18 protein-coding genes are annotated in these 21513 nt (G+C 73.0%); 10 read left to right on the plus strand and 8 right to left on the minus strand.

Features of this window, described 5'->3' with window-relative positions:
- Window positions 1–150: 150 nt before the first annotated feature.
- Window positions 151–354, minus strand: a complete 204-nt coding sequence (locus tag HK417_RS18490; protein WP_222269370.1) for a hypothetical protein — start codon at window positions 352–354, stop codon at window positions 151–153.
- Between the two features lie 641 nt (window positions 355–995).
- Between HK417_RS18490 and HK417_RS18495 the strand changes: the two genes are divergently transcribed.
- Both HK417_RS18495 and HK417_RS18500 read left to right on the plus strand, forming a co-directional pair.
- Window positions 996–2360 (plus strand): MFS transporter, encoded by a 1365-nt coding sequence (locus HK417_RS18495; RefSeq protein ID WP_222269373.1) that lies wholly within the window; start codon window positions 996–998, stop codon window positions 2358–2360.
- Window positions 2361–2372: 12 nt separating this feature from the next.
- A complete protein-coding gene (locus tag HK417_RS18500; protein ID WP_222269376.1) occupies window positions 2373–4274 on the plus strand; it encodes an acyl CoA:acetate/3-ketoacid CoA transferase in 1902 nt (633 codons plus the stop codon).
- Here HK417_RS18500 and HK417_RS18505 read toward each other — a convergent pair.
- From HK417_RS18505 to HK417_RS18515, 3 genes are all read right to left on the minus strand, one after another.
- Window positions 4255–5949: a peptide chain release factor 3 gene (locus HK417_RS18505; RefSeq protein ID WP_439957933.1), complete on the minus strand. Its 1695-nt coding sequence runs from the start codon at window positions 5947–5949 to the stop codon at window positions 4255–4257. The genes HK417_RS18500 and HK417_RS18505 overlap by 20 nt on opposite strands.
- Window positions 5950–6258: 309 nt before the next feature.
- Window positions 6259–7461 carry a hypothetical protein gene (locus HK417_RS18510; protein ID WP_222269379.1) on the minus strand — a complete coding sequence of 401 codons (1203 nt, stop codon included), beginning with the start codon at window positions 7459–7461 and terminating at the stop codon, window positions 6259–6261.
- A gap of 809 nt (window positions 7462–8270) precedes the next feature.
- The gene (locus tag HK417_RS18515; protein ID WP_222269382.1) at window positions 8271–8657 is read right to left on the minus strand and encodes a GNAT family N-acetyltransferase; all 387 of its coding nucleotides are present in this window, start codon (window positions 8655–8657) and stop codon (window positions 8271–8273) included.
- On the opposite strand from HK417_RS18515, the gene HK417_RS18520 reads away from it, so the two are divergent.
- Window positions 8649–9056, plus strand: a complete 408-nt coding sequence (locus HK417_RS18520; protein ID WP_222269384.1) for an anthrone oxygenase family protein — start codon at window positions 8649–8651, stop codon at window positions 9054–9056. The two genes, HK417_RS18515 and HK417_RS18520, sit on opposite strands and share 9 nt — an antisense overlap.
- A 118-nt stretch (window positions 9057–9174) precedes the next feature.
- Here the strand turns inward: HK417_RS18520 and HK417_RS18525 are convergent, their stop codons facing one another.
- Window positions 9175–9684, minus strand: coding sequence for a MarR family winged helix-turn-helix transcriptional regulator (locus tag HK417_RS18525; RefSeq protein ID WP_222269386.1), 510 nt, complete (start codon window positions 9682–9684; stop codon window positions 9175–9177).
- A 93-nt stretch (window positions 9685–9777) separates the two neighbouring features.
- On the opposite strand from HK417_RS18525, the gene HK417_RS18530 reads away from it, so the two are divergent.
- The 5 genes from HK417_RS18530 (at window position 9778) to HK417_RS18550 (ending at window position 15388) form a co-directional block, all read left to right on the plus strand.
- Complete coding sequence (locus HK417_RS18530; protein ID WP_222269389.1) at window positions 9778–10683, plus strand: EamA family transporter; 906 nt, start codon at window positions 9778–9780, stop codon at window positions 10681–10683.
- A 468-nt stretch (window positions 10684–11151) separates the two neighbouring features.
- On the plus strand, window positions 11152–13239 hold the full coding sequence (locus HK417_RS18535) for a lytic murein transglycosylase (RefSeq protein WP_222269392.1): 2088 nt from the start codon (window positions 11152–11154) through the stop codon (window positions 13237–13239).
- Window positions 13232–13822: a class I SAM-dependent methyltransferase gene (locus tag HK417_RS18540; RefSeq protein WP_222269395.1), complete on the plus strand. Its 591-nt coding sequence runs from the start codon at window positions 13232–13234 to the stop codon at window positions 13820–13822. The genes HK417_RS18535 and HK417_RS18540 overlap by 8 nt, the downstream gene beginning before the upstream one ends.
- A 134-nt stretch (window positions 13823–13956) precedes the next feature.
- A complete protein-coding gene (locus HK417_RS18545) occupies window positions 13957–14559 on the plus strand; it encodes a DUF1326 domain-containing protein (protein WP_222269398.1) in 603 nt (200 codons plus the stop codon).
- 4 nt (window positions 14560–14563) lie between these two features.
- The gene (locus HK417_RS18550; RefSeq protein ID WP_222269401.1) at window positions 14564–15388 is read left to right on the plus strand and encodes a DUF2182 domain-containing protein; all 825 of its coding nucleotides are present in this window, start codon (window positions 14564–14566) and stop codon (window positions 15386–15388) included.
- A 47-nt stretch (window positions 15389–15435) separates the two neighbouring features.
- On the opposite strand, the gene HK417_RS18555 is transcribed toward HK417_RS18550, so the two are convergent.
- Together HK417_RS18555 and HK417_RS18560 are read right to left on the minus strand one after the other, a co-directional pair.
- Window positions 15436–15831 carry a TIGR03618 family F420-dependent PPOX class oxidoreductase gene (locus tag HK417_RS18555; protein ID WP_222269404.1) on the minus strand — a complete coding sequence of 132 codons (396 nt, stop codon included), beginning with the start codon at window positions 15829–15831 and terminating at the stop codon, window positions 15436–15438.
- 91 nt (window positions 15832–15922) lie between these two features.
- The gene (locus tag HK417_RS18560) at window positions 15923–18019 is read right to left on the minus strand and encodes a SpoIIE family protein phosphatase (RefSeq protein WP_222269407.1); all 2097 of its coding nucleotides are present in this window, start codon (window positions 18017–18019) and stop codon (window positions 15923–15925) included.
- A gap of 232 nt (window positions 18020–18251) precedes the next feature.
- On the opposite strand from HK417_RS18560, the gene HK417_RS18565 reads away from it, so the two are divergent.
- Together HK417_RS18565 and HK417_RS18570 are read left to right on the plus strand one after the other, a co-directional pair.
- On the plus strand, window positions 18252–19775 hold the full coding sequence (locus HK417_RS18565) for an APC family permease (protein WP_308123696.1): 1524 nt from the start codon (window positions 18252–18254) through the stop codon (window positions 19773–19775).
- A gap of 125 nt (window positions 19776–19900) precedes the next feature.
- The gene (locus HK417_RS18570) at window positions 19901–20083 is read left to right on the plus strand and encodes a hypothetical protein (protein WP_222269410.1); all 183 of its coding nucleotides are present in this window, start codon (window positions 19901–19903) and stop codon (window positions 20081–20083) included.
- 40 nt (window positions 20084–20123) lie between these two features.
- Here HK417_RS18570 and HK417_RS26215 read toward each other — a convergent pair whose 3' ends face one another.
- Window positions 20124–21338: a DUF2786 domain-containing protein gene (locus tag HK417_RS26215; RefSeq protein WP_222269411.1), complete on the minus strand. Its 1215-nt coding sequence runs from the start codon at window positions 21336–21338 to the stop codon at window positions 20124–20126.
- Window positions 21339–21513: the final 175 nt, after the last annotated feature.

Below are 21513 nucleotides of genomic sequence, written 5' to 3' on the forward strand. Positions count from 1 at the left end.
CGCAGGGTGTCAGGGCGAGGTCGCGGCCAAGAAGGGCTCGCCGTCGGTGGTCGCCGACGGCAGGGGCCGCGAGCGTCCTCGGTGAGCTGGACCTGGACCCGGCAGGTCCGGAGGCATCCCCGGGTCAGAAGCGGAGGGAGACAGGTGTGTTCACCGAGATCTCTGCTGGCTCCGGGCGACGAGGACGAGGCCGCCCACGACGACCACGATGGGCACCCACGACGGCAGCCCGAAGGGTCCAAGCACCAGGCCCACGACAGCGAGCACGAGCTGGAAGCCGAGGAAGAGGCCCAGCGCCACCAGCAGCCAGAAGATGACAGGCTGCTCAGCCTGCAGTCGGCGTAGGTGGTTCATGGCGTCTCCTCATTCGTGTCGGTTGGCGCGGGGCGACGCAGCCTGTCCGTGGACGGTCGGCTCAGGTCACCAGGGCAGATCGGCAACACGGGGTCGTGACTCAAGTCGACTGTGCACCGGAGACATCCCACGGTAAAGACGGCGTCCCCACTCCTGTTCTCGCCAGGGGCCTGGTCAGGCGGCCTGCGCGTGGTGGCGCGGTGGTGGCCAACCCGTGCCGTTCCCGGTCGTCCCAGCCATTCCCTGACAGCCACATTCGACGCTGAGCGCCCTGAGTCGTTCTTGCCGGGCGACCCGGTACAGGCCTCGTCGGACGCTCAGCGTGGGGCAGTCCCCAGCGCCCGCCCCTGAAGGTGCGCGGCGTCTGTCGCCGGCGGTCCTCCCTCCATGGCCGGCGCCCGTCACCGAATCGAGATCGCCCGCAATTCGCCGATGTGCCGCCACCCGGGCATGCTGTGCGCCGGAGTTCGGGCAGCGAGGGGGTGACCGTGGACCTGCACAGTCGTCCGTCGGTCCTGCCCGGTCCCGTGCGCCGCCGAGCCGTGTACCGCCGACCGCCACTCGATCGCCGGGGGCTCCCGCCCCTGGGCCGGAGACGTCCGGAACGTCCACCCATCCTGCACACGAATAGGGGATGAGCCTTGTCCAGTTCGCACCAGGAAGCCGCCGTCCCGCCGGGGTCGCGCACATCAATCGTCAAGGTCGTCGGCGCCAGCCTCGTCGGGACCACCGTGGAGTGGTACGACTTCTTCCTCTACGGATCGGCCGCCGCGCTCGTCTTCAACAAGCTTTTCTTCCCCGACTTCGACCCGCTCGTCGGCACGCTGCTCGCGTTCGCCACCTACGCGGTGGGCTTCGCGGCCCGGCCGATCGGTGGAGTGATCTTCGGGCACTTCGGTGACAAGATCGGCCGTAAGCAGATGCTGGTCATCACGCTGATGCTGATGGGTGGCGCGACGTTCCTCATCGGTCTGCTCCCGACCTACGGTGCGATCGGTGTCTGGGCACCGATCCTGCTGATCGTCCTCCGGCTGGTGCAGGGCTTCGCCCTCGGTGGTGAGTGGGGCGGGGCGGTGCTGATGGCCGCCGAGTACGGCTCGCCCGAGCGACGCGGGTACTGGGCCTCCTGGCCGCAGGCCGGCGCGCCGGCGGGCAACCTCCTCGCCGTCGCCGTCCTCGCGCTGGTCTCGGCGTTCACCACCGACCAGCAGTTCGAGTCCTGGGGCTGGCGCGTCCCGTTCCTGCTGAGCGCCGTCCTGGTGGGCGTGGGGCTCTGGATCCGGGTTTCGATCGAGGAGTCGCCGGTCTTCCGGGCCGCCCGAGAGCACGCCGCCACGGCGGAGGAAGCTCCCAAGCTGCCCGTCGTCCAGGTGCTGCGCGAGTACCCCCGAGAGATCATCCTGGCCATCGGCGCCCGCCTGGCGGAGAACATCGGCTACTACATCTTCACCGCGTTCGCGCTGGCCTACGCCACCGGCGAGGCAGGTATCTCGCGCGGCACGGCGCTGAACGCGGCCCTCATCGCCTCGGCGATCCACTTCGCGGCCATCCCCGTGATGGGTGCGTTGTCCGACAAGTTCGGCCGCCGGCCGGTGTACATGGTCGGGGCCGTGGGCGTCGGCGTGTGGGGCTTCGCCTTCTTCGTCCTGTACGACTCGGGCTCGTTCCTGCTGCTGGCGCTCGCCGGCACGATCGGCCTGATCTTCCACGGAGCGATGTACGGGCCCCAGGCGTCCTTCTTCTCCGAGTTGTTCTCCACCCAGGTGCGGTACAGCGGGCTGTCGGTGGCCGGTCAGGTCTCCTCCATCGTGGCGGGGAGCCTGGCGCCGATCATCGCCACCTACCTGCTGCTGGAGTACGGCAACTCCCTCCCGATCTCGCTGTACCTGGCCGGTGCCGCGGTGCTCACCGTGCTCGCCGTCCTGCTCAGCCGGGAGACGGCGCGCAGCGACCTGACGCGGGACCCCGCCGCCGACCGGGCGTCGGTCGGCGCCGGCCGCCGCTGAGCCGGCCGTCCCGTGCAGCGCAACAAGGTCATCTCAGCCGACGCCGCGGCGGAGATCGTCATGGACGGCGACACGGTCGCCACGGGCGGCTTCGTCGGCACCGGCTTCGCCGAGGAGCTGGCGCTCGCACTGGAACGGCGGTTCGAGACCACTGGCTCGCCGCGGGACCTCACCCTGGTCTACGCGGCGGGTCAGGGCGACGGCGGCACGCGCGGGCTGAACCACTTCGGGGCCGACGGCATGGTGCGCCGGGTCATCGGCGGGCACTGGGGGCTCGTACCGAGCCTCGGCGTGCTCGCTCTCGACGACCGCATCGAGGCGTACTGCTGGCCGCAGGGCGTGATCAGCCACCTGTTCCGGGAGATCGCCGGCGGCCGCCCCGGCGTGGTGACCAAGGTCGGGCTCGGCACGTTCGTCGATCCGCGCCACGGGGGCGGCCGGATGAACGAGTGCACCACGGAGCAGTTGGTCGAGCTGGTGACGCTGCGCGGGGAGGAGCACCTGTTCTTCCCCGCGCAGCCGGTGCACGTGGCCCTGTTGCGCGGGACCACCGCCGACCCCGAGGGCAACATCACGATGGAGCGGGAGGCGCTCACCCTCGAGGTGCTGTCGATGGCGCAGGCCGCCAGGAACTCCGGCGGCGTGGTCATCGTGCAGGTCGAGCGGGTCACCGAGCGCCACACGCTGAGCCCGCGCGAGGTGAAGATCCCCGGCATCCTGGTCGACGCCGTCGTCGTCGCGCAGCCCGAGAACCACAAGCAGACGTTCAGCGAGGCCTACAACCCCTCCTACACGGGCGAGATCACCGCGCCCAGCACCGGGCTGACACCGATGCCGCTGGACGCGCGCAAGGTGATCGCCCGCCGCGCCGCGATGTTTCTCTCGGCCAACGCGGTGGTGAACCTGGGGATCGGCATCCCCGAGGGGGTCGCGGCTGTGGCCGCCGAGGAGCGGATCCTCGACCTGATCACGTTGACCGTCGAGCCCGGCGGGGTCGGCGGGATCCCGGCCGGCGGGCTGAGCTTCGGCGCCGTCGCCAACCCGCAGGCGATCATCGACCAGCAGTACCAGTTCGACTTCTACGACGGCGGCGGCCTCGACCAGGCGTTCCTGGGCATGGCCGAGGCCGACGCCGAGGGCAACGTCAACGTCAGCCGGTTCGGTCGCAAGGTCGCCGGTGCGGGCGGCTTCATCAACATCAGCCAGAACGCCAAGGCGGTCTTCTTCCTCGGCACCTTCACCGCGCGCTCCCGGGTGGCGGTGCGCGACGGCGCGCTGGTCGTCGACGACACCGGCGCGATACCGAAGTTCCGCGACCGGGTCGGTCAGGTGACCTTCAACGGGCGCCTGGCTGTGCAGCGCGGGCAGAGCGTCTACTACGTCACGGAGCGGTGCGTCCTGCGGCTGTCCGAGCGGGGCCTCGAGCTGGTCGAGGTCGCCCCGGGCATCGACGTGGAACGGGACGTGCTGGCCCACATGGACGTCGCTCCCGTCATCGGCGACGACCTGTGCCCGATGGACGCGGCGATCTTCCGCGACCGGCCGATGGGGCTGCGCGACCGGCGCCCCGTCGACATGGAGGAGCGCTTCCGGTTCGACCCTGCCACCGACACCGTCTACGTCAACTTCGAGGGGCTGCGGCTGGTGACGGCGCAGGACGCCGACGACCTGGCCCAGTTGCTCGACCGCCGGTTCTCCGCGCTCGACCGGCGGGTGCACGTCGTCGTCAACTACGACAACTTCGACCTCGGCCCTGACGCGGCGGATCCCTTCTTCGCCATGGTCAGGCGCAACGAGGAGCGCTTTTTCCTCTCCTCCACCCGCTACTCGACCAACGCGTTCTTCCGCCGCCAGTTGGGCCGGGAGTTCACCGAGCACGACGTCTACGCCAACTTCACTGAGCACCCCCGCTGAGCGCGTTCCTCCACCACCGTGGTCGGCGGGGGCTCTGCTGCCCCGCGGTCAGCCGAGCTCGGCGGCGACCATCGGGGTCAGCGTGAGGTGCGGCTTGTTGCGCTCGAGCACCTGCAGTGACCACTTGTTGGTGAACAGCGCCAGCACCTCGCCGTCGGCGCGCTGCAGCACCTCGACGTCCCGGGCGGTGGCGAGCTCGGGCGCGGACTCCCGGTCGGTGATCCGGGCGATCGTGTAGGGGAGTGGCTCCAGGGTGATCCGCGCGCCGAACTCGTGCTCCATGCGGTGGCTGGCCACCTCGAACTGCATGGGGCCGACGACGGCGAACACCGGGGCACCGTCCCCGCGCCGCTACGGAGACCAGCACCTGGACGACGCCCTCGCCGCCCAGGGTCTCGATGCCCTTGCGGAACTGCTTGTACTTGGAGGTGTCCGCCGCCCGGGCGACGGCGAAGTGCTCCGGCGCAAAGGTGGTGATGGGGGGATAGCTGACCGGGTCGCCGGCGTAGAGGGTGTCGCCGACGCCCAGGGCCGCGGCGTTGACCAGGCCGACGACGTCCCCGGGGTAGGCGGTCTCGATGGTCTCCCGCTCCCGGCCGAGCACCTGCTGGGCGTACTTGGTGGCGAACGGCCGGCCGGTGCGACCGTTGGTGGCGACCATGCCGCGCTCGAAGACGCCCGAGCAGACCCGCAGATAGGCCAGCCGGTCGCGGTGCCCGGCGTCCATGCCGGCCTGCACCTTGAAGACGAAGCCGCTGAACGGCGCGTCCAGCGGGTACGGCTTGCCGTCCTCGTCGGGCCGGTCGACCGGGGCGGGGGCCAAGCCGACCAGGACGTCGAGCAGTTGGCCGACGCCGAAGTTGGACACCGCGGACGCGAACAGCACCGGCGTGCTGGCGTGGCCCAGGAACAGCTCCTGGTCGTGCACGGCACCGGTCTCTGCCAGCAGCTCGGACTCCTCGACCGCCTGCGACCAGCTGTCGCCCTCCCGGGCCAGCGCCTCCTCTGCGGAGAACACCTGCTCCGGGGCGATCGTCGCCCCGCCGGCGGTTCGGGTGAAGTGGCGGTAGCTGCCGTCGCGCCGGTCGAGGACGCCGCGGAAGTCTCCGGCGATCCCGACCGGCCAGGTCAGCGGCGTCGGGGCCAGCCCGGTCCGGTCGGCCACCTGGTCCATCAGAGCGAGCGCGTCCATGCCGGGGCGGTCCCACTTGTTGACCACGGTGATCACCGGGATCCCCCGGTGCCGGCAGACGGCGAACAGCTTCATGGTCTGCGCCTCGAGGCCCTTCGCGGCGTCGATGAGCATGACCGCGGCGTCGACCGCAGTGAGCACCCGGTAGGTGTCCTCGGAGAAGTCGGCGTGGCCGGGGGTGTCGAGGAGGTTGACCACGGTGCCGCGGTAGGTGAACTGCAGCGCCGCCGAGGTGATGGAGATCCCGCGGGCGCGCTCCATGTCCATCCAGTCCGACACGGTGCCCCGCCGGCCGGCCTTGCCGTGCACCGCACCGGCCTGGCCGATGACGCGGGCGTGCAGAGCCAGGGCCTCGGTGAGCGTGGACTTCCCGGCGTCGGGGTGGCTGATCACGGCGAAGGTGCGCCGGCGGGCGGCCTCGGCCACCACGTCGGTCGGTATCCTCTCCGCAGCGTCAGCGCGGGTCGGGGCGGTCGCGGTCATCAGTAGCTCTCCCTGGTCGTGCGTAGTCGTGCGGGACCGTCGCCCGCTGACGGGCGAGCTCCCATGGCCGGCCGCTCCACCAGCACTCCGGCGGGGCGTCCGTGGCGGGCGCCCGGCCGGTCACCTCGTCCAGCAGTCCGAGGCCCTCCCGCATTTCCTCGAGGCCGAACTCCACCGGCTCGATCCGACGGATCGCTGCAGCCGGGCGCCGTCGCCGTCGGTGTCGAGGCGGAAGCCGCCCTCGCTGCGGGCAGTCAACACCACCGGCGCTCGGAGCTGCGCGGACGAACCACGAGGCTCCGCCCCGGGTCAGGCGTGCTCGTGGATCCGGCGCGTCAGCTCGCCGACCAGCTCAGCCGAGTGTGCGTTCGTGCGCGCGTTCTGACGCAGCTCCGCGACCGTCACTCGCGAGGCGAACTCCTCCAGCAACGCGTCGACGGCAGCGTGCGAGGTGTCGTCGTCGAAGTCGAAGAAGTCCTGGAGGAAGTCCTGCTTCTCCTTGTCCAGGCTGCGTGAGTTGGCGGCCAGGTGTTCCTTGACCCGCTGCGGATCCGTGACGGGTGTCAGGACGGATCGCTCCAGTGAGGGATCGAACTGGACGACGAGGAAGAGCTCGATGGCCGTGACGTGCACGATGGGGACGTCGAACTGCTCGGCGATCTCCGTGGACAGCAGCACGATCTTCTCGGACCTGCGGCCCATCTCCTCAGCGGGTGTCGTGGCCACGATGTCCCGGAACGTCTCGGCCTCCATCTGCGGGTAGAAGGGAAGGGTGGTCTTCCCGATCCACTCCGCGAGCTGCGGATAGGCCACCAGGGCGCCGATGCGCAGGCTGGCCTTGTTGGGGAAGCCGCAGCCCTCGAGGTGTGTGCCGCCATCGCGCAGGAAGAGGTTGTCGTTGGTGACGAGCCCTGCCCCGGGCTGGCCCAGCAGGTTGAGGAGGGTGCTGGTCTTGCCGGCGTACTTCGCTCCGAGGATGCAGATGCCGGTGTCGTGCCACGTGCACGCGGAGGAGTGGAAGGGCAACCATCCCTGCTCCATGAAGAGCAGCTTGATCAGGTTGCGAAGGGAGCGCTTGACGGTCTTCTGGCGCACCTTGAGCGTGCCCGGCGAGGAGACCAGCACGTTCCTGCCCGGCGCCGACAGCACGAAGCAGTTCTCCTCCACCTCGCCCCGCGCCTCGTCGACCTCGCGGCTGTAGACGATCCGGTGCTGCCCATCCACGGCGTACTCGGTCTCCACGTCCGAGCGAGGTCGTCCGTGGGACGTCGCCAGTTCTCTGAGGCGCTGGAAGACGGCGGGATCCTGGCTGCTGTACACCGCCGCGTCGGTTCGATCGCTCGTCGTCACGGTGAAGTAGCCGCCGAAGAACCTGCTGAACCAGTCCAGGAGGCCCGGTTGGTCGCTGTGCAACCCGACCGAGATGCCCTGGTACTCGAAGCAGCCGTAGGTGCCGGCGTCTGCCACGTCCGCGAACATCTGCTGGACGTCGCCGGCGGTGATGTGCACCATCGGTGCACTCTCCTCTCCTACCTGACGTTGATGTCTGAGGCCTTGGAAGGACGTGTACCCGCAGGCGCCGCTCGACGTCAGGATGCACCTCCTCCTCGGCGCGAGGGAGGCGGCAACTGCGCCTCATGTGGATGGGTCGCAGATCGCCGGCTTCATCAATCCGTAGATCGTCGAACGGCCGACGCGGGGACCTGAGCGGCCTCCCAGGGGTCAACAGCGGTGTATCGCTGGTCGCCGACTCTCGGAGGGGCTGCGGATCTTCCATGTCGTCAACGCTGGGGGACCGGCATCCCGACGATTCCCAGCTCCGCCGGCGGAGACGCCGACGGCCTGCAGTCAGCAGCCGGTGCCGGACGACCCTGAGGAGGCGGCGGTCGTCGTCGTGACCGTCGTCCAGTTGGCCCGCGAGCTCGCCGAGCAACCTCGGCCAGTCTTGCGGGGACCACCCGGAATCCCGGCGCGCGCTGGCCCCTGCTGGCGGCGCGCCGGCACTGCGCAGCGTGCTGATCAGGCGGCCGTCGCGTGGCGCCACGGTGGTGGCCGACGTGCGGTGCTCAAGGCCGTTCGAGGACCTCGTGGAAGCGTTGGAGGACCCCTGTCAGCCGCCACGGCCACCCGAGACCCATCACCACGAGGGGGTCAGTCTTCGGTCGTCGTCACGAGTCGCGTTCCAGCCGTCGTCGACAGCCTCTCCGCAGCGGGTGCTGACCCACAACGGCAGCTGCTCGTCATCGCGCTCAGCCGCTCCTCCCGCGCCCTGGTACGCCGATGAGTGCTGTCGTGGTAGGAGGGCCCTTGCCGGCCTCCGGTCAGGGACCGGACGCGGACTGGGGATGCCGCGCCATGAGCGCGCGCGGATCGGGGAACGGCTCGAACCCGTGGCGTGCGTACAGCGCATGTGCGTCCGCGGTGAGCAGCAGTTGCAGTGCTGCGTCGACCACGGCGGGATGGGTCAGCGCCGTCTCGACCAGCGCTCCGGCGATCCCGCGACGGCGGTGCTCGCGGAGGACGAAGACGTCGTCGAGCCAGGCGGGGGTCACGGTGTCGGTGACGACACGGGCGAAGGCCACCATCGTCGGTGTCGCTGTGGCGAGGTGGACCGAGAGTGGCAACGACATCCGGATCGACCGCACGACCCGCTCCCTGGGAACACCCTTGCGCCAGTAGGACTGGCCGGACAGGAACGCGTGGACCACGTCGACGTCCGGCGCGGCTCCTCCCCGGCAGAGTTCCGCCGGTGGTTCTCCACCCACTCCGACCGGATCCGCAGCGTGATGGCACCCCTGGGTGTGGGGGCCGCTCTGCTCACCGCTGCGTCATCTGCCGCACAGGCCAGGGACGGCCGCCGCCCGGGCCCCGCCTCCTTGGCCGCCGCGGCTGCCACTGCGGGAGTCGTCGCCATCACCCTCACGGTGAACGAGCCGGCGAACCACCAGTTCACCGGAGGAGCGCTGACGGACGTCGAGACCGAGGAGCTCCTGCGCAGGTGGGACAGCTGGCATCGCGTCCGAGTAGGGCTCGGGGTCCTGGCAGCGGTGGCCGCGACGGTCGCCGTGACCGGGCCCGACCACTCGCGTCGAGGCCGGCGGCCGTGATCCGCGCGGCGGTTCGCCATCTGGCTCGCGATCGGGCTCGTCACCTACTTTCGCCTACGGCCGGAAGCACTCGCTGCTCAACCCCGACCGGCCGCACCGCCGGGGCGCGATCAGCCCGCTACTGCTCGGCGGCGCGGTGCTCGACGGAGAGCAGCAGGTCGCGCAGGTCGTTCTCCAGCCGCCGCACCTGGGCGGCGGGCAGGTCGGCCAGCAGTCGTTGCTGCTCGGCGAGCCCGGCGCCGACCGCCTCGTCGATCAGCGCCCGGCCGCTGTCGGTGAGCCGCACCACCAGCGCCCGCCGGTCGGCGGGATCGGGCGTGCGGACGAGGTGCCCGGCCCGCTCCAGCCGGTCCAGCCGGCTGGTCATCCCGCCGCTGCTGAGCATCAGCGCATCGGTGAGTCGCCCGGGTGACAGCCCGTCCGGGGTGCCGGCCCGGCGCAGCGTGGCCAGCACGTCGAAGTCGGCCCGGGTGATGCCGAAGCGGCCGTAGCAGCGCTCCTGGACGTCGGCGACCAGGCGTGCGGCCCGGTAGATCCGCCCGAACACCGCCATCGCCGGAGTGTCCAGGTCCGGCCGCTCGACCGCCCACTGCTCGACGATCGCGTCCACGCCGTCCCGCTGCGTCATGGCGTGAGTATCCACGAATCTTACGGTTTACAGAAGCATGGTGCCGAGTATCTTGGCATCGAGATATTTGTCCCCGAGAGATCGAGGTGCGTGATGGCCGCCCTGACGTTGTCGACACCGCACCCGGCGACGGCCGAGCCGTCGCCCCGGCTCGGACTCGCCACCCTGGTCGCCGCGGTCGCGCCGGTCACCTGGGGGACGACGTACGCCGTCACCACCGAGTGGCTGCCCCCGGACCGGCCGCTGCTGGCCGCGACGGTGCGCGCCCTGCCGGCCGGCCTGCTCCTCGTCGCCGTAGGGCGCCGGCTGCCGCGGGGGGCGTGGTGGGTCAAGGCCGCCGTCCTCGGGACGCTGAACATCGGGGCCTTCTTCGCGCTGCTCTTCGTCGCCGCCTACCGGCTGCCGGGCGGGGTGGCCGCGGTCCTCGGGGCGGCCCAGCCGCTGCTGGTCGCCGTCCTCGCCGTTCCGCTGCTCGGTCAGCGGCTGCGACCGCGGACCCTGCTGCTCGGCGTGCTCGGGGTGGGTGGCGTGGCGCTCATCGTGCTGAGCGGGCCGGTGACCCTCGACCCGGTCGGCGTCGCGGCCGGCCTTGTGGGCACCGCCTGCATGGGCACCGGTGTCGTGCTCACCAAGCGGTGGGGGAGGCCGGTGCCCGTGCTGGCCTTCACCGGCTGGCAGCTCACCGCCGGCGGCCTGCTGCTCCTGCCGCTGGCCCTGCTCGTCGAGGGCCTGCCCGCCGCGCTCACCGGCACCGAGGCCGGCGGGCTGCTCTACCTGATCACCGTCAACACGGCGCTGGCCTACGCGCTCTGGCTGCGCGGCATCGGCACGCTGCCCGCCGACCGGATCAGCTTCCTCGGCCTGCTCAGCCCGGTCGTCGCCGCGACGGTGGGATGGCTGCTGCTCGGCGAGGTGCTCTCGGAGCTGCAGCTGTTCGGCATGACCGTGGCGCTGGCCTGCGTCGTCCTCGCCCAGCGGGTCGGCGCGCGCGACCGGTGACCCGGGAGGGGCCGGTCAGCCGACGGGACCCGTCCAGTCGACGCGAGCGGCGAGCGCCCGCAGCCGGGCGCCGAGGACCGGGGTCGACCGAGGCGGCCCACGCCACCCGGCCGAGCACGTGGTCGCGGAAGGTGGCCGGATCGCGGTCGCGAACCTGCGTCGGCCAGCCGTGGACGGCGCAGTTGTGCAGCAGCCCGCGCAGCGCGTCCCGCTCCGCGCCGCGGCAACGTGGGCCGCACGTTGACCACCGTGCCGAGCACCCCCTGGCGGCCGGCCGACGTCCGGGACCGGGGGGTCGGGGCCCGCCCGACGCCCCGCGGACCCTCGCCGCCGCGGAAGGCATGGCGCGGCCCGGGCACCGGGCCTACGGTTCGTCTGGTCGGCGCCCTCGAGGTCGGCCGGCGGCGCACCGGGCAGACGGCACAGGGGGACACGGATGCCTCAGCGACTCCGCGACGGGGATGCCGGATGAGCATGCGGCCGTCACGGGGGATCCGGCGCACGCTACGGGTGACCGTGGCCGCCGGGCTCGCGGCGGGCGTCGTGACCGGCCTGCCGGCGGCCGTGGCGGGATCGCTGCGGCAGGGCGCCGCGGTCGTCGAGGTCGCCCCGCACCCGGCGGGGGAGTCGACGACGGCGCGCGCCGACGCCCCGACACCGCTGCTGCGGCTCGACGTCCCCCTCCCACCCATCGCGCCGGCGCCGCCGGCCGAGGTGGTCCCGCCCGCTCCGCCGGCTGCTCCGCCTTCGCCAGCTCCTGCGGTGGACCCGGCGCCGCACCGCGAGGCCCCGCACACCAGTACCGTGGCCGCCTCCGCGCTCACCAGCAGCGGCATCCCGTCGACCGCGATGGACGCCTACCGCCGGGCGGCCGAGGGTGCGCAGGCGTGCGGGATCGACTGGACGCTGATCGCCGCGATCGGACGGGTCGAGTCCAACCACGGCCGCTTCGCCGGGGCCGTGCTGCACACCGACGGACTTTCGTCGCCGCCGGTGATCGGCATCCCGCTGACCGGCGGTGGGGGCACGGCACGCATCCTCGACACGGACGACGGCCGGCTCGACCGCGACCCGGTGCACGACCGCGCGGTGGGTCCGATGCAGTTCATCCCGTCCACCTGGGTGCGCTACGCCGAAGACGGCAACTCTGACGGCCGCCGGGACCCGTTCAACCTCTACGACGCTGCCGCGGCGGCGGCGGACTACCTGTGCGCGGCGGGCCGGGACCTGTCGGTGGGTGCCAGCCGGGCGCGCGCCGTCTTCGCCTACAACCACTCAGCCAGCTACGTGACGACGGTGCTGACCGTGGCTGCGTCCTACGCCGGTGCGCCGCCGCCCGCGGTCACCACGCCGGAGGGGCCGGCACCGACCCTGCCGCCCGTTGCGCCCGAGGAGCCGCCCGCGGCCGATCCACCGGTGGTCGTCATCGCCGAGCCGGCACCGGTGGCCCCGGTCGAGGAGCCGCCTCCGCCGCCGGCCGAGCCGGCTCCCGAGCCCGCTCCCCAGCCGGAGCCGACGCCCGAGCCTGAGCCCGCTCCCGCGCCGGAGCCGACGCCCGAGCCTGAGCCCGCTCCCGCGCCGGTCCCCGACCCCGAACCTCTCCCGGCGCCCGAGCCGGCCCCGGAGCCCGGGCCGACGCCGCCGCCGGCACCCGGCCCGGCGCCGGAGCCCGGTCCCGAACCCGTTCCGGCACCCGAGCCGGTGCCCACGCCCGTCGCTCCGCCCGAGCCGGCGCCCGCGCCCGGGCCGGTCCCTGACCCGGAGCCCGTCCCAGCGCCCGAGCCGGCTCCGATCCCGGTCCCGGAACCTGGACCGACGCCGGAGCCGCCGCCGGCACCCGGCCCGGCGCCGGAGCCCGTTCCGGCACCCGAGCCGGTGGCTCCACCGGAGCCGGTGCCCACGCCGGAACCCGAGCCGGTGCCCACGCCCGACCCGGTCCCCGCGCCCGTCGCTCCGCCCGAGCCGGCGCCCGCGCCGGTCCCTGACCCGGAGCCCGTCCCAGCGCCCGAGCCGGTCCCGGCCCCGGAACCCGGGCCGACGCCGGAGCCGCCGCCAGCGCCCGGCCCGGCGCCTGAGCCCGGTCCCGAGCCCGTTCCGGAACCCGAGCCGGTGGCTCCGCCCGAGCCGGAGCCCGAGCCGGTGCCCGCGCCCAACCCGGTCCCCGCGCCCGAACCCGTCCCGGCGCCCGAGCCGGTGGCTCCACCCGAGCCTGCGCCCGTCCCCGCGCCCGAGCCGTGCCCCGCCCCGGTGACCGTGGACCTCCTCAACGGCACCGGCGACCAGGCAGTGGCCGACGCGGCTGCGAACCGGCTGACCGAGGCGGGCCTCACCGTCGCCACCGTCACCGGCAGCACGGAGGTCCCGTCGTCGGCCATCGAGTTCCCGGCCGGCGCCGAGCAGCAGGCCCGGGCGCTGGCCGAGGCGCTCGGCGTCGCGGACCTGCTCCGCCCGGCCGCGGTCGCACAGGTCACCGTCGTCCTCGGACCGGCCGACGCGTCGCGGCTGGTCGAGGCACTCGGGCGGTTCACCGGGCTGCCCTGCCCGACGGATGGCTGATCCCCGGGCGTTCTTCGGTGCCCGTGCCGCCCGGTGGGAGGAGAGGTTCCCCGATGACGGGCCGGCCTTCGAGCGGGCGGTCGCCGAGCTCGGCGTGCGATCGGGCGACGTCGTCCTCGACGCAGGCTGCGGCACCGGGCGGGCGCTGCCGGTGCTGTGCGAGGCGGCCGGGTCCGGGGGCACCGTGGTGGGCGTCGACCTGACCGGGGAGATGCTCGCCGCGGCGCTACGCCGCGGGCGGACCGGGCTCGTGCAGGGCGACGTGTTGCGGCTGCCGCTGCGCACCGGGTCGTGCGACGTCGTCTTCGCGTCCGGGCTGCTCAGCCACCTCGCCGACCCGGCCGCCGACCTCGCCGAGCTGGCCCGGGTCGGCCGTCCAGGCGCCCGGCTGGGGTTGTTCCACCCCGTCGGCCGTGCCGCACTGGCCCGGCGGCACGGCCGGGAGCTCAGCCCCGACGACGTGCGCAGCGAGCCGCGGACCCGCGCGCTGCTGGAGGGCGCGGGATGGGAGTGCACCACTGTCGACGACGCGGCGGACCGCTGGCTGGTGCTCGCCGTCCGGCTCAGTCGCGCGGCGAGGTGACAGAGCGTCCCCGTGGACGTGCCATCCGGCACATCACGTGGGTGTGTGCCTCGATGGCGTCGTGGACGTGGCAGAAGTGGTTGTCCGGCCTCCTTCGCGGGATGGAGACTTGCCTCCCGTGGAGGGAGCCGGCGATGTCGTGGAACCTCGAGGGCAGCTACGCCGAGACGTGCTCCTGTGAGCTGATGTGCCCCTGCAATCTGTCGTTCGACCACGGCGCCACCTACGACTACTGCCGAGCGACGCTGGCCTTCGACATCCGCTCAGGTGAGATCGAGGGCACGGACGTCCAGGGGCGCCGGGTGGTGGCGATCATCGACACGCCGAAGGTCATGACCGACGGCAACTGGCGGCTCGGGATGTTCGTCGACGACCAGGCCACGGACGAGCAGTTCGACAAGCTGGTCAAGGTCTTCGGCGGGCAGCTCGGCGGCCCGATGGGTGGGCTGGCGCCCCTCGTGGGCGAGGTCGTCGGCGTCGAGCGGGCCGCCATCACGATGACCGACGACGGGCTGTTGCACAGCGTCCGCGTCGGGGACGTGATCCAGTTCGAGGTCCAGGACATCGTGCCGTTCGGCCAGGAGGACGGTCAGCCGGTCCGGTTCGACGGCATGTTTCACCCCGTCGCGTCGAACCTGACGATGGCCGAGGCGCGCAGCTCCCGGATCAACGCCTTCGGCATCCAGTACGAGGGGAAGTCCGGGCTCTCCACCGCCGCGTTCAACTGGGCCGCCTGACCCGATGAGCGCCCCGGCGCAGGAACGGCGCACCGGAGATCTCGGGCCGGCCTTCGCCGCCGTCCGCGTCCGGCTCGGACTCGTCGCCGCGCTCTTCGCGCTCGCCGCCGTCAGTTGGTGGTGGACGGGGCGCCAGATGCGCGGCATGGACCAGGGGGCGTGGACCGGTCTGGGCACGCTGGGCTGGTTCCTCGGGATCTGGGTCGTGATGATGGCCGCGATGATGCTGCCGTCGGTGGCGCCGACGGTCGCGCTGTACTCCCGGATGACCAGACAGCGGTCGCCGCTCTCGCCGCTGCTGTTCGCGGCGGGCTACCTGGTCACGTGGGCCGGGGCGGGATTGGTGGCCTTCACGCTGTCGGAGATCGTGAGCGGGTTCTCGGGCGACGCTCTCGCCTGGGACCGTGCCGGCCGGTGGGTCGCGGGCGCGACGCTCGTCGTCGCGGCGGCGTACGAGCTGAGCCCCTCCAAGGACGTCTGCCTCGGCAAGTGCCGCAGTTCGCTGGGCTTCCTGCTGGGTGCCTGGCGAGACGGCCGCCGGGGGGCGCTGGAGATGGGTGTGAGACACGGCGCATGGTGTGTCGGCTGCTGTTGGGCCCTCATGGCGTCGTTGTTCGCGTTGGGCGTCATGAGCGTTGCCTGGATGGCCGTCATCGCCGGGGTGATCGCCTTCGAGAAGACCGTGCCGTGGCGCAAGGTGGCGACCTACGGGACCGCGGTCCTGCTGCTGACTCTCGGCGTGCTGCTGTTCGCCGCGCCCGACGTCATCCCGGCCCTCACCGTCCCTGGCGCCGGCCAGATGGACGAGATGGAGCCGATGGACTCCTGACGCGGTCGACGACACCGACGACCGCTGGTTGGTGCTCGCCGTCCGGCTCAGCCGCGCGGCGAGGTGACCCGGTCCGCGGCGATCGTCACCCTCAGTCGGGTCTGGTCCCGGCCGCCGAACCACGGGTAGGGGCCGCCGAGGTACTTCTGGGCCAGTTCCTCGATGTGCTCGGACGCGCCGTCGGTGGTCACGTCGACGACCCGGCCGCGCACCTCGTAGTAGCGGGACACGTCCGCCGGGTCGGCGACGTTCAGCGCCACCCGCCGGTCGCGTTCCATGTTCCGCACCTTCTGGAACCCGGCGACCGTGTTGATGAGGACGTGGGTGCCGTCGGTGTCGACCCAGGTCTGGGTCAGCTGCGGCGACCCGTCCGGCATGAGCGTGGCGACGAAGCAGGGGCTGGGCTGGCGGAGCAGGGCGAGCAGCTCCTCCGGCAGTTCCACGGACGTCCTCTCGGCGGGTGTCTCCACCCGCCGATCCTCGCCCGGCCGCGCGCCGGCCGCCCGTCGGCCCGGCCAGGGGCGGCCTCAGCCGTCAGGGGAGGGGTGCCTCGTCCGGCACGACGTCGGGCACCCGGTTGGGGCCGGCCTCCGGCGGGCGGGGCCGGTGCTGCGGGTGCAGCCGGACCGCGACCAGCGCGACGTCGTCGTCCGGCTTGCCGTCGACGAGGCGCTCGATCAGCTCGTCGCACAGCTCCTGCAGAGGCCGGTCGGCGAGGTCGGCCAGGTGCTGCCGCAGCCGGTCGAGGCCGGTGTCCAGGTCGGCGTCCCGGCGCTCGATCAGCCCGTCGGTGTAGAGCAGCACGGTGGTCCCGCGGTCGAGGGTGACCACGTTCTCCGCCCGCCGGGTGGTGGCGTCCACCCCGAGGAGCAGGTCGGCCTTCCAGTCGGCGAGCACGGCCACGCTGCCGTCCGGGTGCAGGGCCAGCGGTGGCAGGTGTCCGGCGTTGGCCCACACCATCCGGGTCACTCCCCGCGCGCGCTCGTCGTCGGTCTGCTCGAACCGGGCGACGGCGGCGGTGGCCAGCGTGTCCAGCTGCAGCACCGCCATCGCCGAGTCCAGGCCCCGCAGCACCTCCGCCGGCGACGCGTCGCTGTAGGCGGCGATGCCGCGCAGCAGGCTGCGGACCTGCCCCATCGCGGCCGCCGCGGCGGTGTCGTGCCCGACGACGTCGCCGATGACCAGCGTCGTCGCCCCGTTGGGCTGCAGGAACGCGTCGTACCAGTCGCCGCCGACCCGGGCCGCCTCGGCCGCGGGCTGGTAGCGCACGACGATCTCGGCGTGGTCGGGCTCCGGCGGCTCGGTGAGCAGGCTGCGCTGCAGCGTCTCGGCCATCTGCTGCTGCTGGCTGAACAGCCGCGCGTTGTCCCAGGCCAGGCCGGCCCGGTCGGCGACGTCCTGGGCGACCGCGACGTCGTCGGGGCTGGGGGTGTGGCCGTCGTCGAAGAAGAGGGTCAGCAGGCCCAGCGTCCGGCCGCGGGCACGCAGTGGCAGCGCGACCTCGCTCTGCGGGTCCAGGACGGCGAGCAGGTCGTGCGCGGTCCCCGGCGGGAGCAGGTCGAGCACGTCGTGCCCGGCGAAGGTGACCGCCTCGTTGGAGTGCAGCGCGCGGCCCACCGGCGCGGTCATCGGCATGGCGTCCAGCCGCACCTCGGCGTAGCGCTCGAGGATCGACCGCCGCGTCGGGTCGACGTGCCAGCTGCCGACGTCGCGGGGGTGCCCGTCGTCGTCGATGACGGTGAGGATGCCGTAGTCGGCGAGGGCCGGGACGACGATCCGGGGCAGCCGGGCGGTCGCCGCCTGGACGTCGAGGGTGCTGGCGAGCTCCGCGCTCACCCGGGCCAGCATCGTCAGCCGCCGGGTGGCTCGCTCGGCCTGCTCGGTGGCGCGCCGGCGATCGGTGACCTCGATGAAGTAGACCGACAGCCCGTCCGGGGTCGGCCAGGCCCGCAGCTCGAACCAGCCGTTCAGCGGCGCTGGGTAGTGCGCGTCGAACGCGAGCGGCTTGCCGGTCTCGACCGCCCGCCGGTAGCTGTCCTCGAAGACGCTGTTCACCGCGGCGGGGAAGGCGTCCCAGATGACCTGCCCGAGCAGCTCGTCACGGCTGTGCTGCAGCAGGCGCTCGGCGTCCGCGTTCACGTAGGTGAAGCGCCACTCGCGGTCCAGGGAGTAGAAACCCGCCGGCATCGCCTCGAGCAACCGGGTGACCCGGGCCTCGCCGGCGTGCTCGGCGGTCACGTCGAAGGCCACGCCGATGAACCGGGTCGCCGCCTCGCCGGGCTCGCCGAGCGCCCTGCCGCGAGCGGCGACCCACCGGGTGTCCCCGTTGGGGAGCTGGACGCGGTAGTCGGTCTCGAAGTCCCCGACGATGGCGATGGCGTGCTCCAGGGCCTCGCCGACCCGGCCGACGTCGTCCGGGTGCAGGCGGGCGTTGAACGCCTCGATGGTCTGCTCGAAGGTGTCGGCCTCGTAGCCGAACATCTCGATCAGGCGGGCGTCCCAGGTGAGCCGCTTGGTCACCAGGTCCCAGTCGAACGTGCCGATGCCGGCCGCAGCGATCGCCAGCTGAGCGCGGACGCGGGCAGCCTCCACGTCCGAGGAAGCCGCACCGCCGACGGGCGTCGGCTCCACCACTGCACCACCCACAGATCTCGGCTCACGGCGCGCGCCGGAGAAGAACACGGCTCGCTGTTGAGCGCTCAGCCCTGAGTTATGTCACGGGGGAGAGGGCCGGGGCAAGCGCCGGGACGGACATCACGCGAATCCGGGGCGGGAGTGACGTGTGGGTCTGCAGGGCCCGGCCGAGCGCGACCGGGGCCCGCTGTGCGATAACCGTCAGCATGACAGCGACTGCGGCCGCCGCGTGAGCGAGCTGGCCAGCTCATCGGACAGCACGGCCCTCGCCCCGCCGCGGGTGGAGGGCGCCGCGGTCGACAAGGGCCTCAGACGCGGGGCGCTCGGGCTGGTGTCCTCCATCGTCCTGGGCGTCTCCTCGACCGCGCCGGCGTACGCGCTCGCCGCCACGCTGGGCTTCGTCGTGATCGCCGTCGGCGTGCAGGCCCCGGCGGTCATGCTGCTGGCGTTCGTCCCGATGTGGCTCATCGCCGTCGCCTACGCGCAGCTGAACCGGCGCGAGCCGGACTGCGGGACGACGTTCACCTGGGCAGCCCGGGCGTTCGGTCCGCGGACGGGGTGGATGGGCGGCTGGGGGATCATCGCCGCCGACGTCATCGTGATGGCGAACCTCGCCCAGATCGCCGGGTCCTACGGCTACCGGCTGGTGGGGCTGGACTCCCTCGCGGAGAGCACGCTGTGGACGACGCTGGCCGGGGTCTGCTGGATCGCGCTGATGACCTGGCTCTGCTACCGCGGCATCGAGCCCACGGCCCGGTTGCAGTGGGTGCTGCTGGCCATCGAGCTCGTCGTCCTGGTCGCCTTCGCCGCGTACGCGCTGGTCGCGGTCTACGGCGGGACGGCGCCGGCGGGCTCGCTGATGCCGTCGCTGACGTGGCTGTGGCCGTCCGGGCTCGAGTGGTCGTCGCTGACCGAGGCGGTGCTGCTGGCGGTCTTCATCTACTGGGGCTGGGACTCTGCGCTGGCGGTGAACGAGGAGACCATCGACCCCGCCCGGTCGCCCGGGCGGGCGGCGATCATCTCGACCGTGCTGCTGGTCGGCATCTACACCGTCGTGTCGATCGCGACCGTCGCCTTCGCCGGCGTGGGCACCGAGGGGATCGGGCTGGGCAACGAGGCCAACGCCGAGGACGTGCTCGCCGCGCTGGGTGCCACGGTATTCGGCGACGACCTCGCGGGGCGGGTGTTCGAGACGCTGCTGCTGCTGTCGGTGCTCACCTCGGCCGCGGCCTGCACGCAGACGACGATCCTGCCCACCGCCCGCGGGACGCTGTCCATGGCCGCGTACGGGGCGCTGCCGGAGCGGTTCGCCCGGATCCACCCGCGGTATCTGACGCCCACCGTCTCGACGGTGTGGATGGGCGTGGTCTCCATCGCGTTCTACGTCGGGCTCACGCTGGTCAGCGAGAACGTGCTGCAGGACTCGATCGTGGCGACCGGCATGCTCATCGCCTTCTACTACGGCCTGACCGGGTTCGCCTGCGCCTGGCAGTTCCGCCGCTCACTGCGCTCCGCCCGCGACGTGCTCATGCGTCTTCTCCTGCCGCTGCTGGGCGGGGTGTTCATGCTGGTGGTGTTCGTGCTCGCCTGCGTCGAGTACGCGGACCCGGCGTACGGCTACACCACGGTCCTGGGTGTGGGCGGCGTCTTCGTCGTCGGCGTCGGCTCCCTGCTGCTGGGCCTGCTGCTGATGGTCGCCTGGAACCTCGTGGCCCCCGCGTTCTTCCGCGGCGAGACGATGCCACGGGAGTGAGGCCGCTCGTGGTCGGCCTGCGCTGAGTGCCCCGAAAGTGGCAGTCGTGGGTCTTTCGTGTTTCGTGGCTTCAGGTACGCCCGGCTCCTGCCGACCCTCTGAGCAAGGGACGAAAGGGGCCGGTCATGATGACCTTGGCGTGCGACGCGGTCGGGCAGGCGGCGCTGTCCGCAGGGACGGCGTCCCTGGACGACCAGCGGCCGGGAGTGCTGATGTACGTCGCCGGGTGGCTGACCACCGCGGCCGACCTCACCCGGGAGGCGATGCTGATGCGCGAGCTCGAGTCCACCTTCGACGTCCTGCTGTGAGGAAGGACCCGCCTGCCCCCCGGCAGGTGGGCCTCAGGACTCACGGCGCGCCGGGCAGCCGGGAACGCCCGGCGCCCAGCTCGGCGTCGTCCGCCGCGCGCCGTCCGGCCGCCCAGCCCGCCGGGTCCACCACGGGCCCGCTGCGCTGCCGCAACCGCGGGAACAGCTCGTCGACCACCCGGTCGACGGCGGCCGCGCGGTCGGCGAACAGCGGTACCAGTGCACTGCCGTACGCCGCCGTGGCCTCGGCGTGGGCCTGGTCGCGGGCGTCGGTCAGCCGCTCCTCGATGCGCTGGGCGAAGGAGTAGAAGAAGCCGCGCCGGTAGGCGGTGGACCGGGCGCGCGTGCCGCCGGCCCCGGCCTCCAGGCTGAGCGCCCGACCGGCCTGCACGAGCAGCGAGGTGACTAGCAGCTCCACGAGGTCCAGCTCGGCCGCGATCCCCACCAGTGTGGCGATGCCGACCCCCGGCATGAGCACCACCCGCACGCCGTTCGCCCGGGCGACCGCCTGGACCACCGCCGCCTTGGCCTCCGCGTGGGGGTCGTCGAGGTGGAAGCGGCGCGCGCCGACGGTGGTGCTCCCGGCCGCCCCCTCACCGCGCCCGGCGACGACCGCAGTGTCGATCGCGTACCGGGCCATGAGCTCCTGGGCCTTCACGGTCAGCGCCTCGGCCTCGGCGGCGAACTCGGTCGACTCCGCCTTGGCCAGCAGCCCGCGGATCCGGCTCAGCGCCCGCTCGTCCGGAACCGCGCCCGGGTCCGCGGGCGGCTGCGGTGCCGGCGAGCCCGACGCCGGCGGCGTCAGCTGCTCGATCGACGGCAGGCTCCGCAGCACGCCGACGACCCGCAGAACCTCCCGCCAGCCCACCGCGGGCGCGACCCCCTCGGCGCGCCACCAGTCGGTGACGGACCCGGCCGGCACCTCGAGCCGGTCCAGTTGCGCCCGCCAGGCGGGGGGCACGCCGGCGGACGCTCCGGCGATGACCGCGGCCACCAGCCGGCCGGCCCGCTGGGTGGCGCGCCGCCGCACGACGTGGACGACGTCGGCGGGCTGCCACCCGTTCTGCCACAGCCGCTGCAGCAGGTCGGACACCACGCGCTGGGCCGAGCCGTCGCTGTCCACGCCGGGGTCGCGGCTGATCAGCCGGACGACGACGCGGTCCAGGTCGGCCGCCTGCACGCCCGGCTCCGCCGCGAGCCGCCCACCGGCCAGCACCAGCCGCAGCACGTCCTCGGGCGTCGTCGATCTCTGCACGGGGTGGTCCCTCCGTCTCGTGGCCGGGCGCCGCGACGGGCCCGCTCCGGCTCAGCGTCGCCCACCCGGGCGACGCGGTCGCGCAGCCGGGGGAGATCGTGGAACGGCGCCCAGCCTGGGGACGGGGAGCAGCACCCCGACCTCGGGACAGGCTAGGGAGCGGCCGTTCCGGCGC

It is taken from the genome of Modestobacter marinus (genome assembly GCF_019799945.1).
GTDB lineage: Bacteria > Actinomycetota > Actinomycetes > Mycobacteriales > Geodermatophilaceae > Modestobacter > Modestobacter marinus_B.

Excerpts from the sequence above, each read along its gene's own strand:
- HK417_RS18490 (WP_222269370.1), bottom strand. The coding sequence starts at position 354 with ATGAACCACCTACGCCGACTGCAGGCTGAGCAGCCTGTCATCTTCTGG.
- HK417_RS18505 (WP_439957933.1), bottom strand. The coding sequence starts at position 5,949 with ATGACCGCGACCGCCCCGACCCGCGCTGACGCTGCGGAGAGGATACCG.
- HK417_RS18510 (WP_222269379.1), bottom strand. The coding sequence starts at position 7,461 with ATGGTGCACATCACCGCCGGCGACGTCCAGCAGATGTTCGCGGACGTG.
- HK417_RS18525 (WP_222269386.1), bottom strand. The coding sequence starts at position 9,684 with ATGACGCAGCGGGACGGCGTGGACGCGATCGTCGAGCAGTGGGCGGTC.
- HK417_RS18530 (WP_222269389.1), top strand. The coding sequence starts at position 9,778 with ATGGCCGCCCTGACGTTGTCGACACCGCACCCGGCGACGGCCGAGCCG.
- HK417_RS18535 (WP_222269392.1), top strand. The coding sequence starts at position 11,152 with ATGAGCATGCGGCCGTCACGGGGGATCCGGCGCACGCTACGGGTGACC.
- HK417_RS18540 (WP_222269395.1), top strand. The coding sequence starts at position 13,232 with ATGGCTGATCCCCGGGCGTTCTTCGGTGCCCGTGCCGCCCGGTGGGAG.
- HK417_RS18545 (WP_222269398.1), top strand. The coding sequence starts at position 13,957 with ATGTCGTGGAACCTCGAGGGCAGCTACGCCGAGACGTGCTCCTGTGAG.
- HK417_RS18550 (WP_222269401.1), top strand. The coding sequence starts at position 14,564 with ATGAGCGCCCCGGCGCAGGAACGGCGCACCGGAGATCTCGGGCCGGCC.
- HK417_RS18570 (WP_222269410.1), top strand. The coding sequence starts at position 19,901 with ATGATGACCTTGGCGTGCGACGCGGTCGGGCAGGCGGCGCTGTCCGCA.